The sequence below is a fragment of the Colwellia sp. RE-S-Sl-9 genome (assembly GCF_048296855.1).
Lineage (GTDB): Bacteria > Pseudomonadota > Gammaproteobacteria > Enterobacterales > Alteromonadaceae > Pseudocolwellia.
This window is the reverse complement of record NZ_CP182631.1, coordinates 1,566,772-1,584,725: the sequence shown is the minus strand read 5'-3', so window position 1 is coordinate 1,584,725 and position 17,954 is coordinate 1,566,772. Positions and strand designations below refer to the sequence as shown.

Sequence of the window (17,954 nt, the reverse complement as noted above, 5' to 3'; positions counted from 1 at the left end):
CAAAGGTGAGCAACTAGCTCACCTTTTTGTTATTAGGGTAACTAACAAGTAAATAAATATATTTGTTGCTGTGTAAGTTAAAAGTCCTTTAAGGGGTTTTTATCTATTTTTATTGATTTAATTATCCTTAAAAGGTTTTTTGTGGTTAATGGTTGTATTTTGTTCTTTATCTTGTAATAATCCTTGTAGGGATTATTACTGCGTATATTTACTATAATACTTCTTTTAAGGGTTATTGTTATGTTTGATGAACTTACACCTCATGCCATTGCAAATGAAATGGGCGATAGAATTAAAATGGCTCGACTTAATGCTAATCTTACTCAAAAAGAATTAGCTAAAAAATCGGGAGTCTCTCTTAAAGCTGTAATTAATAGTGAAAAAGGGAAATCAACGCTTGAATCACTAATCGCTATTCTAATTGGGCTTGAAATAACAGAGCAATTAAATTTTTTTATACCAAAACAAGAAATATCTCCAATTCAACTTATCGAAATGATGGGAAAGGAACGAAAGAGAGCTACAGGTTCCACTCTAAGTAATAAGCAAAGTCATAATAATAAGCCAAGTAAGGACACTCTAAAATGGTAACTGAAGTCATAAAGGTTAATTATAAAGAGTACGACGTTGGTGCTGTTAGTTATAATGCAGATACTCAAATAGGAGCATTTGAATACTTTCCTAGTTTCATTAAAACAGGTATTGAATTATCTCCCATTAAAATGCCTTTAGCTAAAAAGATTTACTCATTTCCTCAAATAGATCATGCCACTTTCAAAGGTTTACCCGGACTTATAGCCGATTCGTTACCTGATGATTTTGGTAATGCTGTTATGAATGCATGGATAGCCAGCCAAGGTAAATCAACAAGTGATATAACACCTTTACAGCGCTTACAGTATACAGGTATGCGCGGTATGGGAGCTTTAACTTTTTCGCCCGCGATAAAAAGAAAAAATCTTAATGCTTCTCAGCCAATACATATTGAATCGCTTATTTCTATAGCTCAAGAGGTGTTAGATAAACGCGCGCAATTTAGCGTTAATTTGACAAGTAACGGACAAGAAAATAAAGAAGCAATGATGTCTCTTATGTCTGTGGGTATGAGCGCTGGTGGAGCAAGACCTAAAGCTGTGCTTGCCTTTAATAAAGATTTTACTCAAGTAAGATCAGGTCAAACAGATGCACCTGATAGCTTTACTCACTACCTCATGAAATTTGATGGTGTTAGCGAGCACAACAAAAATCAGGAAACCTTTGGTGATCCTATGGGATATGGGGCTATGGAATATACTTATCACTTATTAGCTAAAGAGTGCGGTATAGACATGATGCCGTGTCATCTCCTTAATGAAGGAAAACGCAGGCACTTTATCACCGAACGATTTGATCGCAGCGGTAATGACAAAATACATGTTCAAACGCTTAATGGGCTTGAACATGTTAGTTATAAAAAAATAGGTTCGTATTCTTATGCGGAATTATTTGGCACAGCAAGAAAGCTTAGTCTTAATCCAGACGATGCTATGCAGCTATTTAAACGTATGGTGTTTAATGTCGTTGCTCGAAACCATGATGATCACGCTAAAAACTTTGGTTTTACATTAGATAAAAATAATAAGTGGCAATTAGCTCCCGCTTACGATCTAGCCTATAGTTATAAACCTGATAGCCATTGGGTAAGTAAACACTGGATGACACTTAACGGAAAGCAAGATAATTTCACAAGAGATGATTTTTATAGCTTTGAAAAACTTAGCCCTATTTTTAGTAAACGAAAGATAGATGATGTTTTAAATCAAACGATTGAAGCAGTATCACATTGGGACAAACTCGCCAAAGAACAAGAAGTGCCAAAATCACTTATTCAAGAGGTCAGTAAAAATTTAAGACTTTTCTTGTAGTTATCGTTTTTTATTCATGATGTTGAGATAAATATTGAGTATCTTTAGGTATTGTTTAGGTACGATATTTAAAAACTAACTGTTGTTATTAGGCGTCTTCGTATAGAATTCGCCGTGTAATTTTACTGACAAGTATTACTGGTTACTTATTTTTAAACGTAACATTTAACTCGCGATATCTTCTTATCCCTTTCTCAAAATCACTATTTAAATTAAGAATACAAATGACTGATAAAACAATAGCAACTCACGATGGTAATTTTCATGCAGACGATGTGTTTAGTGTTGCTGCACTTAAGTGCATTATTCCTTCTTTTAAGTTGATACGTACGCGTGATTTAGAGATTATCGGCAAGGCTGATATTGTGATTGATGTAGGTGGCGAATATAACGCAGACGCAGGGCGTTTTGATCATCATCAACGTGGTGGTGCTGGCGCACGTGAAAATGGTATTCCTTATTCTTCGTTTGGTTTAATTTGGCAAAAATATGGTTTAGAAATATGCCAAAACAATCAAGAAGTCGCTGATGCGGTTGATGCGGGCTTAGTGTCAACGATTGACGCTATTGACTGTGGTTATGCTGAAGGTGTTGCTCAAGGTATTAGCCTTAGCCAAACCATTTCAATGTTTAACCCTACATGGCAAGAAGACAGTCATTTTGATACTTGCTTTGATGAAGCCGTTGAGTTTGCTGCGCGTATTTTAACGCGATTTATAGCGTCAGCTAGTGGTGGAATTAGCGCAAAAGATATTGTGGCGAAAGCCATTGATAATGCAAAAGATCCACGAGTTATCGTGCTAGACAAATACACACCATGGAAAAGAACCGTACATGCGCTATCTACTGAAGCGTTATATATGGTTTATCCATCTCAATCGGGTCAATGGCGCATTCAAACCGTACCTGTAGAACCTGGATCATTTGAAGATAGAAAATCGCTACCTGCACCATGGGCTGGTTTGTCGGGTGATAAGTTGAAAGAAGTTACGGGACTTAACGACGCTATGTTCTGTCATAACGGTTTATTTATTGCCGGCGCTGAATCGTTTGAAAGTACCATGAAAATGGCTTCTATTGCACTTGAAGCATAATAAACAGTAAGCTTCGAATGTAAGAATAGAGCTGTATTTAATCAATTTGAATGATAAAGATTGTGCTAAATACAGCTGATTGTTTACTGTTTTACGCGTTAATTTTTTAACTGCTTATGCGTTAATTGCCGCAGCCATCGATTTTTCAGCCACTTGTTCTAACCATTCAAAATCTAACGTTTGATGCGCTTCACAAATAAACCAAGGTTCGCGCGAATCGGGTTCTAGCATTACGCCATTGTCGATTAAATTCATGGCAAATTGCGTATATAAATCGCTGTTGGTTTTTTTCCAGTCACGATAATTTTGTGGAACGTTAGCGCCAAAATGCACACCAAACATAGCATTAGGTCCTGCGAAGCAATGTTCAACATCAAACTTAGTAAATACACGAGAAAGCAAGGCTTGAATTTTTTCGCCAACATGGTCGATAGTTGCTAGCGCATCGGTTTCTTTTAGTAAGGTTAACGTTGCTTTTGCTGCACTTAACGCCACCATGTTTGCAGTATAAGTACCGCCATGTGTTACGCCATTTTTATCAAACGAAATTGCACTCATTACATCTGCACGGCCACCAAAAGCTGCAACAGGGTAACCATTACCCATAGCTTTTGCGTAAGTGGTTATATCGGCATGTATGTTATATAAAGCTTGTACGCCACCTTTAGCTACGCGAAAGCCCGTTTTAACTTCGTCCATAATTAATAACGAGCCATTGTTGTCGCAAATATCACGTAGCTTTTGCATGTATTCTTGTGTAGAAGCAATAGAGCCACAGTTACCCATAATTGGTTCGATTAAAATAGCTGCAATATCGTTACCATATTCTGCAAATACCGCGTCAATCGCATCAAAGTCGTTTAACGGTACGCTAACTTGATGTTCGCGTGTACTTTGTGGAATACCTGCGCCAAAAGGAATGATTTCGGGCGATTTGTTATCGCTTACTTCCCAGTTATCAACGTCTGATTTCCACATCACTTCGTCATGCAAACCATGAAATCCACCTTCAACTACAACAATTTTATTACGTTGAGTAAAACCACGCGCTGTACGTACCGCGCCAATTACCGCTTCAGTACCTGAGTTAGCAAAGCGCATTTGGTCAATGTTAGGGCAGAGCGACTTAACCAATTCAACAACGTCAGAATCAAGACCCGTAGAAAAACCAGAAATAGTACCAATGTTAGTAATGGCATTTATCACTTCGTTATCCACACGTTCATCGCGATAACCTAATATAATAGGGCCGTAAGCTAACCGAAAATCAACAAAAGTTTGCTCGTCGCAATCGGTAATCGTGCAGCCTTTCATGCTACTTAAAAATACGGTGTTGTCTTCGCCCCAATATCTGTAACTATCAGCAACGCCTAAAGGCATATTTTGGTGAGCTCTTTTAAGCATAGCGGCACTATTGGGTTTGTGTGTTTTGGTCATAACAGGGTCCAATCTAAAGGATGGGTGTCAACAAAGGTTGTCGAAATTTATGGCGCAGATAATACAGGGATAGTAAGACAGCAGGAAGTGTTAAAGGTTATTTATCAATAAAAAAGCTCTTACACGCGACATGTAAGAGCTTTAAAAGATGAGTCATGTCATCATAAAACTAGATTCAGATTTTTATAAACCAAAAGTACGAGATACAGAAAACACAACGCGCGTATCTGCGGTATCTATGTTCATATTGGTGTCTTCAAGCGCGAGGTTAAAATCAAAACCTTTATAGCTGCTCATGTATTCAAGACGAACGTGGTTGTAAGCTTCTTTACCATTCCATGCCCATTTGTTTTCATCACGTGAGGTAGAACGATCGAAACTCGCTCTAACGTTATGTCCTGGTGCAATTTCAAAGGTATGAGCAACCATAGCAATGTAGTGACCAACATCAAGACCAAAATAGTCCCAGCTGTACCAGAAGTTGAGTTCGGTATCGCCCACCGATGAGTTATAACCAAATTTGGCATAAGCCTCAGGGTAATTTAGCTCATCTGCTCCTGAATAACCGTGGTAAGTGTAGTAAGCAATACCTGCATTAAGTCCTACTTTTTCGTTTAACTGAAAGTATTGTCCGGCGTAAATATCCCATTCGAGTTGAGTGTTATCTCCGCTACCAAAGTCTACGTTGGTTGCCCATGTTCCGGTGTAAAAACCATTGTCGTTTGAGTAATCTAAACTGGCTTGTAATGCTGGGCCATTGTCGCTGTTACTTACACCGTTAAAAGTGTAGTCAGACGTTAAGTTAACGGTTGAAGAAACGTCAGCTAAGGCGTTGGTAGATAGCGCTAGTAAACAACTTATTGCTAGTGTGATAATGCTTTTTTTCATTAATTTAATTCTCATTTATTAAGTCACGTGTTCTATTTTGGTGAAATCGATTTTGTTTTCTTTCGGCGAGCTTTCTATTGCTGCTACTTCTTTGAATTTGGCGAATAAAATATAGCCAAAACAGGTGAAGAATAATCCGATCACTACAGCACCAACCCATTGAATTTGTAAAAAATCGAGTTTAAATAATAAAGTGAGTAAGCTAAGTGCAACGAGGTTGCCTATTAAGTATTTCACTTTACCTATACGAGCAACGCCAATATTCAAATTGTCGGTATATAAACGCACTAATGAATCGAGTGAGTTGATCACAAAGGTAATACCCACAACAACCATGGCAATGTTATAGAAACCGGCTGTTTCTATGCCGTTTAAGTTGTAGTAGTACAATACGGTAAACCATATAGCAATTGGGATAGACGGAAATACCATCATAGCCACAAGTACTTGGTAGGTACGTAAACCACCCACAAAACGAGCCGTAAATTGGCCGATCATAATACTCCATGCAAACCACCAATAAAGGTAAAACTCGTGGTAGTCGTTCATAGGTAAAACAAATTCGTGAATGTTACCAAAGTAACCGCCGAGCATGGCAAAGGTGTTCGCAAACTCGCCGATGCTTGAGTTTTCACCAAGAAAAGCGCCGCTCCACATTAATGCGATTAAGCCAAGAAAAAGCCAAGTAGTGGCTAAACTTAAAATACGCACGTAGCGTATGTTGGTACTTGAATAAACAGCAAAGGCTATAACTAAGAAAACAATGGCATAAAAGCTAGCAATAATAGATTCGCCATCGCCAAGTTCTGGCATGTACCAAGGTAGGTTGATCAGTAATAAATTGGCGGTAAAGGCACAAGTACCTATGATGACAATGTTGTTAATAATTTTAACCAAAGGGAGTTCAAAAAAGCGTACGCGGGGTTCAAGTACACAAAAGTAAAAACAGGTTAAAAAGTAAAAAGCCCAAATAAGAAAGGCCCAAAAACCAAATTCTACCGCTAACGGATTGGTGAATCCGTATTCAGGGCTGGTGGCTAAATCGGCATAGCCAGCAAACTCTGTGAGCGGGAACATAATAAGTCCCACATCAAGTCCTGAAGTAAACAAAATAGCAATAAAGGTGAAGGTTCTAACTGGGGTTACGCCAACACAGCGAATATTTCCCCAGCGATATAGTACAAATATGATAGCGGCAAAGGTGAATAATATGCCTGCAGATAGCCAAGGTGTCATGATAGCTCCTTGGTGGTTATTTCAATAAATTTAGAGATGATTTACTCCTGTTTCTGTTTATAGTTTGAGTATTTAGAATCGCCTAATAATAGTTGTTACTATAGGCTTCAAAGCTTAATTTCCGCGGTCTTATAAAATATAAGATGACGAAAATTAAGAGATGAAAGATACTCGCGTTTATACCCGTAACCATTCAAGATGTGTAAACCTGTATCTTGAATGGTTACGGGGATATATTATAAAATTTAGCTGATTGTTCTTTTAGGTACTGCTGAACGTTGTTGTTCTTGCCAATTAGGATCTATCGTTACAGCCGCTGTTGAAGGTGCAAGCAGATCTTTACCACGAATAATGTCGGCTGCGCGCTCAGCAACCATAATAGTAGGCGCATTTAAATTACCATTAGGAATGGTTGGGAAGATAGACGAGTCAACAACGCGTAGACCTTCAATGCCATGAACTCGTGTTTGTGGATCAACTACTGACATTTCGTCTGTACCCATTTTGCACGAGCAAGAAGGGTGGTAAGCACTTTCAACAGATTGACGCACAAAGGTGTCTATTTCATCATCTGTTTGAATATGTGTACCCGGTTGAATTTCTTCGCCGCGGTATTCATCAAGCGCTTGTTGATTAATAATTTCGCGCGTTAGGCGAACACAAGCACGAAACCCTTCACGATCTTCTTCGTGTTCAAGGTAGTTAAATAAAATTTCTGGATGCGCGGTAGGATCGGCTGAAATAGCCTTAATATACCCACGACTTTTAGGTTTGTTATGGCCAATATGTACTTGAAAACCATGACCTGCAAAGGCTTCTTTACCGTCGTAGCGCATTGCTGCTGGTAAAAAGTGATATTGTAAATCAGGCCATTCAACACTCGCTTTAGAGCGAATAAAACCACAAGACTCAAAATGATTAGTGGCACCTAAACCTTTTTTAGTTAAAATCCAGCGCACACCTATTTTTAACTTACTGAACCAATCTAGTTTGCCATTAAGGGTAATAGGGCGTTTACATTTAAATTGAAAATAAAACTCTAGGTGATCTTGTAGGTTTTGGCCAACACCGGGTAGATCGTGTTTTACTTCAATATTTGCCGCTTCAAGTACCGCTTTAGGGCCTATGCCTGAAAGTTGTAATAAATGTGGAGAACCAATTGGGCCTGCAGATAAAACAACTTCTTTATTGGCTTTTACGTCAACTACTTTGCCTTTGCGTTCGTATCTAACGCCAACGGCTTTTTTGCCTTCAAGCAGTACTTTATGTACCAATGCATGAGTAACAACGGTTAAGTTGCTGCGCGACATAGCAGGGCGCAAATATGCGTTAGCTGTTGAGCTACGAACACCGTTTTTAACGGTCATGTGCATTGGGCCAAAGCCTTCTTGCTGTTCGGCGTTGTAGTCTTTAGTTTCAAAATAACCCGCTTCAACACCTGCATTAACAAAGGCTTTGTAAAGTGGGTTTTTCATTTTGTTGCCGTTGTTTACACCAAGAGGTCCTGCTTTTCCACGATACTCGTTTGTTCTAAAAGCCCAATCTTCAGACTTTTTAAAATAAGGTAAGCAGTGAGCATAATCCCACTCTTGTGCGCCATGTTGTTGCCATTCATCAAAATCTTTAGCGTGTCCACGCACATAAACCATGCCGTTGATTGAAGAAGAACCACCTAATACTTTACCGCGAGGACAATGCATACGACGGTTATCTAAAAATGGCTCAGGTTGTGTTTCAAATTGCCAAGCATATTTTTTTGTGTTCATTGGAATAGATAAGGCTGTTGGCATTTGAATAAAAATACTTTTATCGCTACCGCCTGTTTCAATAAGCAATACATTGTTAGTACTGTCTTCACTTAAACGATTTGCTAATACGCAACCCGCAGAACCAGCACCTACAATAATGTAATCAAAATTTTCGCTATTCATTTAAAACCCGTTTTAATAATGTGAAGAAGTAGAGATTGAAATTTTATTAGCTATTTAGCTGCTAAAAAGGGCTATCAAGTTTTTGCATGCCTACATATACCGCTTTAATTTGGGTAAAGTAGTTCAGTGTAGAAAGGCCATTTTCTCGACCAATACCTGATTGCTTGTAACCGCCAACAGGCATTTGTGCTGGCGATGCGCCATAGCTATTGATCCAACAAATCCCTGCTTCTATTTGATGAACAACACGATGAGCGCGCGTAATATCTTGGGTAAATACACCTGCGGCTAAACCAAATTCTGTGTTATTAGCTCGGCGGATCACTTCGTCTTCATCATGAAAGGTGAGTACGCTCATAACTGGCCCGAAAATTTCTTCGCGGCAAATGGTCATGTCGTCAGTACAATCACCAAAAATAGTGGGAGCAGTAAAGTAGCCATTAGGCGCGTTTTCTGGTTGAAGTGCTTTACCGCCGTGCAGTAATGTAGCGCCTTCTTTAATGCCAATATCTATATAGCTTTGTACGAGTTTTTGATGTTTTTCAGAAATAAGTGCGCCAAAGTTGGTGTTAGGATCCATAGGATCACCAATTACAATATTTTTGCTGGTGCGTTCAATCAATTTTTCAATAAAGGTAGGGTATAAAGACTTTTGTACAAATACGCGAGTACCGTTTGTACACACTTCGCCTTGAGTATAAAAGTTGCCTAACATAGCAGCAGAAACGGCATTGTCGATATCGGCATCATCAAAAATAATTAAGGGTGATTTACCACCAAGCTCCATAGTGACATCTTTAAGTGTGCTCGCCGAGGCTGTCATCACTTTTTTACCTGTGCCTACTTCGCCGGTAAAAGAAACTTTAGCTATTTCAGGATGATGAGTTAACCATGCACCCACTTCACCAGCACCTTGAACCACGTTAAATACGCCGTTAGGAACACCGGCTTCAGTGAATATTTCCGCTAGCTTTAATGCGCCAAGTGGTGTTTCTTCTGATGGTTTAAAAATCATAGCATTACCGCAAGCTAATGCAGGTGCGGCTTTCCAACAGGCGATTTGAAGAGGGTAGTTCCAAGCGCCAATGCCAGCACAAATACCTAATGGTTCACGACGTGTGTAGTAAAAGTCGCCATCTACTGATTGTTGATTACCTTCAACGCCAGGGGCTAATCCAGCAAAAAATTCGATAGAGTCAGCACCTGATAACACATCAACTACGGAGGCTTCTTGCCATGGTTTACCTGTATCAAGTACTTCAATTTGGGCTAACTCGTTATTACGTTCACGCAATAAGGCAACGGCTTTTAATAAAATACGGCTACGTTCCATAGCGCTCATAGCAGACCAAGTAGCAAAGCCGCGCTTAGCACTTGCTATCGCTTTTTCTTTCACTTGTTCGTCGGCAATTTCAACTTGATAAATAACTTTTCCCGTTGCAGGGTTGATCACATCAAAGGTTTCACCATGAGTATTTTCAATATAAGTACCATCGACATAATTTTTGTGGCGTATTAATGACAAGTAATATCTCCGCTTTCGTTAATGTATTTGTTTATTTGAATAGGGTTATTTTGCTAAGTTAAGTTGAGCATCTATAAAGCTTTTACATAACTGCTCAGCTTGTTTAAATTCTTCATCTGGATTTGGGCTTAAAGCACAACGTAGCCAAAATCCATCAATCATAGCGGCCGTTTGTTTAGCTGTGTTTTTTGCGGCCTTTTCGTCTAATATTTGACGAAATGAAAAAAGCAGGTTGCTGTATAAACGCTTACTATTAATATGTTGTAGTCTTTTCAACTTAGGGTCGTGCATTGACTCTGTCCAAAAGCTAAGCCAAGTTTTTATTGCCGGGGTTGATTGTTGAAACTGCGTAAAGTTGGCTTCTATAATTATTTTTAAACGTTCATCTGCTGTAAGGCTTTTAACTGAAATACGCACAAGTAAAGATAATCTCAGTTGCTCTAAAAGGTGCATAACCGTAGCTTCTATCAAACCTTGTTTACCACCAAAGTAATGACTAATAATGCCTGATGATAAACCTGCAATGCGGCTAATAGTAATAATGGTTGTACTTTGTAAACCGTATTCTCCTATCGATTCTAATGTGGCATCGATAAGTTGTTGTTTGCGTATGGGCTTCATTCCAACTTTGGGCATATGCTTGGTGTCTTTTTTATTGAACGCTCAATTAATAACTATACTAATGGTTTTTGTAGTAATAATCAAATGAGGTTTTTAAGGTGTAGATTAACAAAAAACCTTATTTATTAGGCTTTTTATTGTTTTTTATGCAGGAGATAACGGTTATTTAGTCGTGTTAGTTACTGAATAGGTTTGTTATTTTTAATCAAAGGTTAGAGTTCTAATTATATTTTTAGGGTTTTAGCGTGTGTTTTGACGTATGTAAAAATTTTTTATGTTTAAAATGACTGTTTTTATAAGGGAATTGCCACGTGATTAACTTTAGACAGGTTTCTGTATGGATGTAGACCTTAGATTTTGTTTGGAACGTAAAATCTGTGCCTAAATTGTTTTTAGTTCCAACTGAAACCTGCATCTTGAATGGTTATGGGTATATTAGCCATTTCTACTACGTTATCGCACTTTAGAGTAGAATAACGACGAAACATATGATTTACCTTGTAATAAACCGCTGTAAAAATAATCAGAAAAGATCAACAGGCTCTAATATTGAAACTCGGCAAGTATTTCATTTTTTTGCGCTACAGTGAGCACATCACTTGATTCTATTGCCGAGCGAGCTTGATTAGGATCGTAGTTTGCCCAAGATTTTGCTGCTTCTATTAGGTAGAGTTTTCGAGTGTTTATTGAAATAATATTTTCAGCGTATCTAAAAGCAAGTTCAGGATCTGTACGAATATTGGCTTCTATAACAGGTATACTTGCGGCTTCTCTTTCTGCTCCCATAGGTAAACTTTGATACCAATTTTCGTAATCGCTATTATTTCCTTGATAAATTAATGCTGAAGCTATTTCTTGTATTACCATATTTTTATTATTGTCTGAAAATTCTTCGAGTCGATTAATAAGCAAATCGGTATCATTTTGAGCAATATTTATTATGGTTGAACTTAGCAATGTGGCATCAGCTTGCAGGTCGTCTCGAGCAAGTAAATAATTTAAAGCTGTTTCAGAGTAACCATTTGTTACCCACTGATTCATGACTGTTGAAATGGCATTTTTTTGTTCTTCTATAGGTAAAGTTTCAGCCCATTTTATTGCTTCATCAATATTTTGTTTGGCCAATGTATCGGCTACTGCTGAAATAAGCTGCCTTTTATTATCTCCAGTACGCATGTGTGTTATGTCGATTGCAGCATCTTGTGGATTTTGTTTAATATAGTGATTCATTGCTATGTTTTGAAGATCTACGGTAAGTGCATTTTTTTCTCTTGAGTCTAACCAAGTAAGAACGGCTTCAGCATTTTGTGTTGCCCAAGAATCAATTATGGCCATTAAAATATTACCTTGCGCTTTTTCTGGGTAAGCGTTTTGCATTTTATCTAATGCCAGTAGAGGATCCTCTGTAGCAAAAGCGGTAAAATAACTTTGCTCTAAATAGGTGTACTGCGGGTGATTTTTATTTGCTAAAAGCCATTCTAGTATTATAGGCTCTTGATTTTTTCCGCTAATCGACATAACTAAATCTGCTAGGATGAAATGATTTTGGTGAGATAAAGCAAATTCTAACGCGGCAATAGGATCTTCTATTGCCCAAGAAGCAATAGTAATATTGAGCATAGAGTTATTCAATATATTAGGTTTTTTTTCAGCTAATTCACGGGCTTTGTTATTAAATTTTTCGCTACTTTGCTGATCTTGAATTGTATTCGTTTGTTCAATTGACTCTAGGTTTGTATTGGTTTGTTGTTGGGAGTTACTGAATGAAAGTGAGTGTTGATTATGTGAGCTTGAATCAAGTCTAGTTGCTTTGTTCTCATTTAATAAATATTTATGTGTGAAAATACCTAAGATGAAGGCAAGTAACAATATAACTGTGTGGAGAATATTTTTGACGTTGAAAATCCGTGTCTTAATGATAGTCATCATTTCCCTTTTTAATGTAGGATGAATAAAAAGATATTATTTAAAAAGGAATACATTAGGTATTCCTTTTTAATACTTACTCATTAGATGTTTATAGAGCTATAGGTAGGCATCAAAGAAGCCTGTAATACCACCTGTTTGTGCTTCAAATCCGAAGATCCACATAGGTTCAACAGTGTCTGAAAAGTCCATACCTCCACTTTTAATTTTTTCGTTATCCCAATTAATACCCATCCAGCGCAGTGCCGCTGCTCTGGCTTCTGTCCATACTGGGCCAACCTGTGTATCGCTTGTTGCTCGTGTCCACTCTCCTCCGTCAGTACTTGCTAAACCAGGTGTACCATTACCTTGGGAGTTTCCATCTGCAATTTTATTGTAATCAGTATTATTTTTGGTATAAGTTAAATCGGCTGGAGTCGTTTGATCTTCATTCCAATCACTATGCTGAACTACATGAATGCGGTTGTTGGTATTAATACTAGGCATTTCTGATTTTACTTTACGTACAACATCCGCAGTAAAGTCAGATTGTCCAGCTTCGGCAACCCAAATATCGCCACCTGCATTTAACGTAGTAGCAACTTTATTATAAGCTTGATCTACGGCATTGTTGTAGTTGTTGTGGGCGCTTGCCCATCGATCACCAAAAGCTAAATTAAACAAATTGTTTTCTTCTAAAAAGGTGCCACCTTGGATCCCGTATGCCCCAGCGGTACAATGAATTTGTACTCCTGAAAAACGTGCATCACTTAGCATTGTAGCTAAACCAGCAACAGAATGTAGATCATCTTCATCTGGTTTACCATCGTAGTTACAGAGCAATAAGTCTTTACTCTTATCAAAGCGCCCAAGTATGTCGCTGCTTCCATCTGAGTTCACATCGCTAAATGTCCAATGTTGATTTTGATTGGTATTGTTACTTGACCACAAATAGAGATTTTGGCCGTTGGCTCCACCGTTACCCCCATCAATTGAATATCCTGACGCATTACGTTTTTCTAGTCGATAATTATTAGCAGAGATATTTACTTTGTTCCAGTGTTGACTTTGATTAGTATCGGAGCAGGTCCATAGTCTAACGTTTTGTCCATTACTACCGCCATCGCCTCCATCTAAACAGTAATTTGTGTCTTGTTTTTGATAGCTGAAAAAGCCGTTACCGCGATCGATTTCTACCCAAGCTTGGTTTACGTTTGCAGTATTAGCTGACCATATGTAAACATTTTGATTATTGGCACCGCCATTACCTCCATCTATGGCAAAGCTTGAGGCATTACGCTTACGTAAAAATACACTCCCTTCACTTAAGGGAGGAGGGCTAACTATTGAATCACAACTTGCTGTTCCACACATACAAATGCTATTACTACTTGCACTATCTCGGCAATCTGTAGCTTGATTACCATAGGTAGTGACGCATTGGTTTGTTGTGTTACATTGGTCTTGAGCAAATGAATATGAAGTTAATGTAGAAGATCCAAGTATCATTATAAGTGTTAGAGATTTTTCCATTTTTTCTACGCCTTATTTGAATATTTGTGGTTGATTATGTGCTATTTGCCTTGATGCTATTTCTTGCATAACAAATTGGCACATTTTGAATTGCGATACTGCTGTTAAGGTAGTTATTCCGAAACGGATTAAGAATATGTATTAATATTGAAATATTCCAATATATATTGGTTTTTATATCGTTATTTTGATTTTTCTATATTTTATAATGACTTAGGTGTAACAAGATGTTATTGGATTAATCTAAACTGACTGTATTCGCGCTTTCAAGGTTTCCAGCAAAGTAATTTTGGACATTAGTAAGTGTTGTATCAGCTATTTTATTTAAAGCTTCTTTCGTAAAAAAAGCTTGGTGCCCAGTAATAATAACATTAGGAAATGTTTGTAAACGTGCGAAGACGTCGTCTTGAATAAAGGTATCTGATAAATCTTCAAAGAAAATTTCACTTTCTTCTTCGTAAACATCAATACCTAAATAACCGATTTGTTTCAATTTAAGTGCTTTAATTATAGCAACGGTATCAACTAATCCACCTCGACTGGTATTAATGAGCATAACATTGGGTTTCATTGATGCTATTGCATGAGCGTTGATCAAATGGTGGGTGTCAGTCGTTAATGGGCAATGCAACGATATAATATCGGATTGGGTTAATAAGGTTTGTAAGCTGGCTTGAGTGAAGTTGTCGTTAACATCTTGCTCTTTAAGAAATGGGTCGTACACTAGTACATTACAGCCGAAACCTTTCATTATTTTTACAAAGGCACGTCCGATTTTTCCTGCTCCTATTACGCCTACGGTTTTTCCATGTAGGTCGAAACCTAAAAGGCCATCGAGGGAGTAGTCGTTTTCGCGTATTCTGTTATGGGCTCGGTGTATATTACGATTTAAATCAAGTACTAAAGCACAAGCATGTTCTGCGACTGCGTATGGGGAATATTCAGGAACTCTACACACTGGAAGGTTAAGTGCTTTAGCCGCTTTTAGGTCTACGTTATTAAAGCCTGCACAACGTAGAGCTATTAATTGAACGCCTTGGTTTTTTAATTGTTCCAAAACCTCAGCATTAAGATTGTCGTTTACAAAGCAGCAAACCACATCAAAGCCTTGCGCCATGCTTGCTGTTTTTTCGTTTAGGTGCGATGAAAAGTATGATATTTCTAAATTTTTAGGGTTATTCAAACCGAAAAATTTTTCATCGTAAGGTTTGCTGCTATACATACATATTTTCATGCTATTTTAATCCTATAATTTACTGTTGTTATTTTGGGGCCAGTGCTGTTCTAAATATTCATACGCTTCTATTGCGGTATCTACAATATGAAATATTTTAAGATCGGCTTCTGCTATAGCGCCTTGCTCAACTAAAAACTCAAAATTTATCAATTTGCTCCAGTAGTCTTTTCCTACTAATACAATGGGGATTGGTTTTATTTTTTTAGTTTGTATTAAGGTTAGTGCTTCAAATAATTCGTCAAGGGTTCCAAAACCACCGGGGAAGGCGACTAAACCTTTTGCTCGTTTAAGAAAGTGAATTTTACGTAAAGCAAAATGGTCAAATTGAAAACATAGCTCAGGCGTAATGTAGGGATTAGGTTTTTGCTCAAAAGGCAGCACTATATTTAATCCGATACTCTTGCCGCCTACATCAGCCGCTCCGCGGTTTGCTGCTTCCATTGCACCAGGGCCTCCACCGGTAACCACAACGAATTGCTTACCTTGGTGTTGCAAAGAGAGTTCTGTAATTTTTTGGCCTAATATTCGCGCTTCATTGTAATAATAACTGTGCTTTACTGCGTTTTCGGTAAGTTTGCTTTTTTGCTGTTTAATCGCTGATTCAGGATCTTCAGATAATGCTTTACTGGCTTCTTCAAAAGCTGCCTTTGCTTTGTGGTCTTCAAGTATTCGTGCTCCACCAAAAATCACTACGGTTGATTCAATTTGGTTTTCTTTTAGAATTAAATCGGCTTTTAGCATTTCAAGCTGTAAACGCACCGCTTTTAAATCGTCACGTAAAATAAAGTCGTTATCAGTGTAGGCTAAACTATAAGATTCGCTATCCATAATGGCTTGTCTTTGTGTTTCTAACTGTTGTGTTGGTGTTGCGCTATTGTTGTTTTCTTTATTGTTCATACTTAAACGTTATCTCGTTATTAACTTCAGGGCAGAGGTTATTTTTTTAACTCTCTAATTGTAATCAGTGTATTAGATTATTTAAGTGGTTGCTCTGAAATTACTATGTTTTTATCTTCAATAACGTTTTCTTTAGAAAAATATTGCACCGTGGTACAGGCAACAATATCGCCAAGTACGTTGATAGAGGTTCGGCACATGTCGAGTATGCGGTCTACACCCAGAATAATCGCGATACCAGCTGCTGGAATACCAACACCTTCTAACACCATACTTAAAATAATGATGCCAGCGCCGGGAGTAGCTGGTGAACCGATTGATGCGGCAACCGACATGGTGATAATAAATAAGTAGCTCGACAAGCTAAGATCGACATTAAACACTTGTGCAAGAAATACTGTTGCAACGCCTTGATACATAGCTGTACCTGTCATATTTATGGTGGCGCCCAGTGGTACTAAAAATCGTGATATTTCGGGTTTAATGTTTAGCTTTTCTTCAGCAACTTTTAGAGATATTGGCATAACAGCGGCTGAACTACTGGTTGAAAATGCAAGCAATAATAATTCTCTAACGTTAACGAAAAATAGGCTGAATTTTTGTTTAGTGGTTATTTTAGCCACAATAAAGTAAAAGCAGGCAACCAGTAATAAGCCTATTAGCACGGTTAATACGTAAACGGCTATACCGCCGAGAACTTCTACGCCAAGGTTGGCAACTAAGCGAGTAATTAAACCAAAAACAGCTAAAGGCGCTAATAACATCGCCCAAGATACAATGCGTAAACTCACTTCTTGAAGTGCGCTAAGTAGATCAAATAAGGGTTTAGATTGCTTTGCAGGAATAGATAATAAAGCCGCACCGAGTACAGCTGAAAAGAGTATAACTTGTAGCATTTCGCCTGAGGCCATAGAAGCTAAAGGATTTTTAGGAATAAGACCCGAAACTTTACTCGGTAAGTCTGCCATAGACGGGAAGCCTTTGGCTGCTACATTTGCAACTTGGTCAGTTCCTGCTTCCATTAACGCTGAGGCATCAACAAAATTACCCGGTTGAATATTTAATGCTAAGGCAATACCTATGATGGCAGCTAATGCGGTTGAAAACATAATGAAAAGAATTGCGATTACGCCATTTTTCTTCATTGCGTCGGGATTATTGTTTGCTGCTAAGCCGAGCACGATTGAAGCAAGTACAAGCGGTACAACAATCATTTGAATGATAGCTAAAAACACTTGGCCAGGCAGGGCAAGCCATGAGGTAATATTTTTTACTGTGTCAGCTGAAAGTAAACCGAGATCTGGCCCTAAGAGAATACCTGCAATTACACCAAGGGCGAGTGCAAATAATACTTTTAACCAAAGGCGTCCTCTAACCATATTTTCAAACTGATTTGAAAGATTTTTTAGTGGGTTCGAAAATTTAGTATTCATTTTATAGTCCGTGTGTTTGAGTACGCTTAACAATAGATATTAGCTATTAGAAAAAAGTGCCAAGCTCGATTAAGAGTTTGGCACTTTATTCATGGATATATACTGATATGAATCAATATTAGTTAATATTTAAAGCTTTAAGATTTAAGATTTAAATGATTAACCGTTACTTATACCCGTTACCAATCAATATGCGTATTTCAGAGTGCTTGAGCGATATCAATTCAAGGCAATGCTTTGCAATAATGGTCGTTCCCTTATAAAAAGCATTAACGACGAAGTGATTTTGCTCAAGCGCTTCTTCGATGGGTCT

Annotated in this window: 14 protein-coding genes; 3 read left to right on the top strand and 11 right to left on the bottom strand. The window is 38.0% G+C overall.

Going from position 1 to position 17,954, the window contains the following annotated elements; genetic code table 11:
• Positions 1-240 precede the first annotated feature (240 nt).
• From ACM9HF_RS06895 to ACM9HF_RS06885, 3 genes are all read left to right on the top strand, one after another.
• A complete protein-coding gene (locus ACM9HF_RS06895) occupies positions 241-591 on the top strand; it encodes a helix-turn-helix transcriptional regulator (RefSeq protein WP_473616293.1) in 351 nt (116 codons plus the stop codon).
• Positions 585-1,904: a type II toxin-antitoxin system HipA family toxin gene (locus ACM9HF_RS06890; protein WP_473616290.1), complete on the top strand. Its 1,320-nt coding sequence runs from the start codon at positions 585-587 to the stop codon at positions 1,902-1,904. Before ACM9HF_RS06895 ends, ACM9HF_RS06890 begins: the two co-directional genes overlap by 7 nt.
• A 224-nt stretch (positions 1,905-2,128) precedes the next feature.
• The gene (locus tag ACM9HF_RS06885) at positions 2,129-2,998 is read left to right on the top strand and encodes an MYG1 family protein (RefSeq protein ID WP_473616286.1); all 870 of its coding nucleotides are present in this window, start codon (positions 2,129-2,131) and stop codon (positions 2,996-2,998) included.
• Between the two features lie 114 nt (positions 2,999-3,112).
• Here the strand turns inward: ACM9HF_RS06885 and ACM9HF_RS06880 are convergent, their stop codons facing one another.
• The 11 genes from ACM9HF_RS06880 to ACM9HF_RS06830 all read right to left on the bottom strand — a co-directional run bounded on the left by ACM9HF_RS06880 (position 3,113) and on the right by ACM9HF_RS06830 (position 17,641).
• Positions 3,113-4,435, bottom strand: coding sequence for an aspartate aminotransferase family protein (locus ACM9HF_RS06880; RefSeq protein WP_473616281.1), 1,323 nt, complete (start codon positions 4,433-4,435; stop codon positions 3,113-3,115).
• A 183-nt stretch (positions 4,436-4,618) separates the two neighbouring features.
• Complete coding sequence (locus ACM9HF_RS06875) at positions 4,619-5,323, bottom strand: TorF family putative porin (protein ID WP_473616277.1); 705 nt, start codon at positions 5,321-5,323, stop codon at positions 4,619-4,621.
• An 18-nt stretch (positions 5,324-5,341) separates the two neighbouring features.
• Positions 5,342-6,559, bottom strand: coding sequence for a BCCT family transporter (locus ACM9HF_RS06870; RefSeq protein WP_473616273.1), 1,218 nt, complete (start codon positions 6,557-6,559; stop codon positions 5,342-5,344).
• 245 nt (positions 6,560-6,804) lie between these two features.
• Positions 6,805-8,490, bottom strand: a complete 1,686-nt coding sequence (gene betA / locus ACM9HF_RS06865) for a choline dehydrogenase (protein WP_473616270.1) — start codon at positions 8,488-8,490, stop codon at positions 6,805-6,807.
• Positions 8,491-8,551: 61 nt separating this feature from the next.
• Positions 8,552-10,015, bottom strand: coding sequence for a betaine-aldehyde dehydrogenase (betB, locus tag ACM9HF_RS06860; protein ID WP_473616266.1), 1,464 nt, complete (start codon positions 10,013-10,015; stop codon positions 8,552-8,554).
• A gap of 45 nt (positions 10,016-10,060) precedes the next feature.
• Entirely contained in the window at positions 10,061-10,651 is a 591-nt protein-coding gene (betI, locus tag ACM9HF_RS06855; RefSeq protein WP_473616262.1) for a transcriptional regulator BetI, read from the bottom strand.
• Between the two features lie 528 nt (positions 10,652-11,179).
• Positions 11,180-12,565: a hypothetical protein gene (locus ACM9HF_RS06850; protein WP_473616258.1), complete on the bottom strand. Its 1,386-nt coding sequence runs from the start codon at positions 12,563-12,565 to the stop codon at positions 11,180-11,182.
• 96 nt (positions 12,566-12,661) lie between these two features.
• Positions 12,662-14,074, bottom strand: a complete 1,413-nt coding sequence (locus ACM9HF_RS06845; protein ID WP_473616254.1) for an RICIN domain-containing protein — start codon at positions 14,072-14,074, stop codon at positions 12,662-12,664.
• A gap of 238 nt (positions 14,075-14,312) precedes the next feature.
• Positions 14,313-15,308, bottom strand: coding sequence for a 2-hydroxyacid dehydrogenase (locus ACM9HF_RS06840; RefSeq protein WP_473616250.1), 996 nt, complete (start codon positions 15,306-15,308; stop codon positions 14,313-14,315).
• Positions 15,309-15,320: 12 nt separating this feature from the next.
• A complete protein-coding gene (locus tag ACM9HF_RS06835) occupies positions 15,321-16,208 on the bottom strand; it encodes an LOG family protein (RefSeq protein WP_473616246.1) in 888 nt (295 codons plus the stop codon).
• Positions 16,209-16,285: 77 nt separating this feature from the next.
• Positions 16,286-17,641: a dicarboxylate/amino acid:cation symporter gene (locus ACM9HF_RS06830; RefSeq protein WP_473616241.1), complete on the bottom strand. Its 1,356-nt coding sequence runs from the start codon at positions 17,639-17,641 to the stop codon at positions 16,286-16,288.
• Positions 17,642-17,954: the final 313 nt, after the last annotated feature.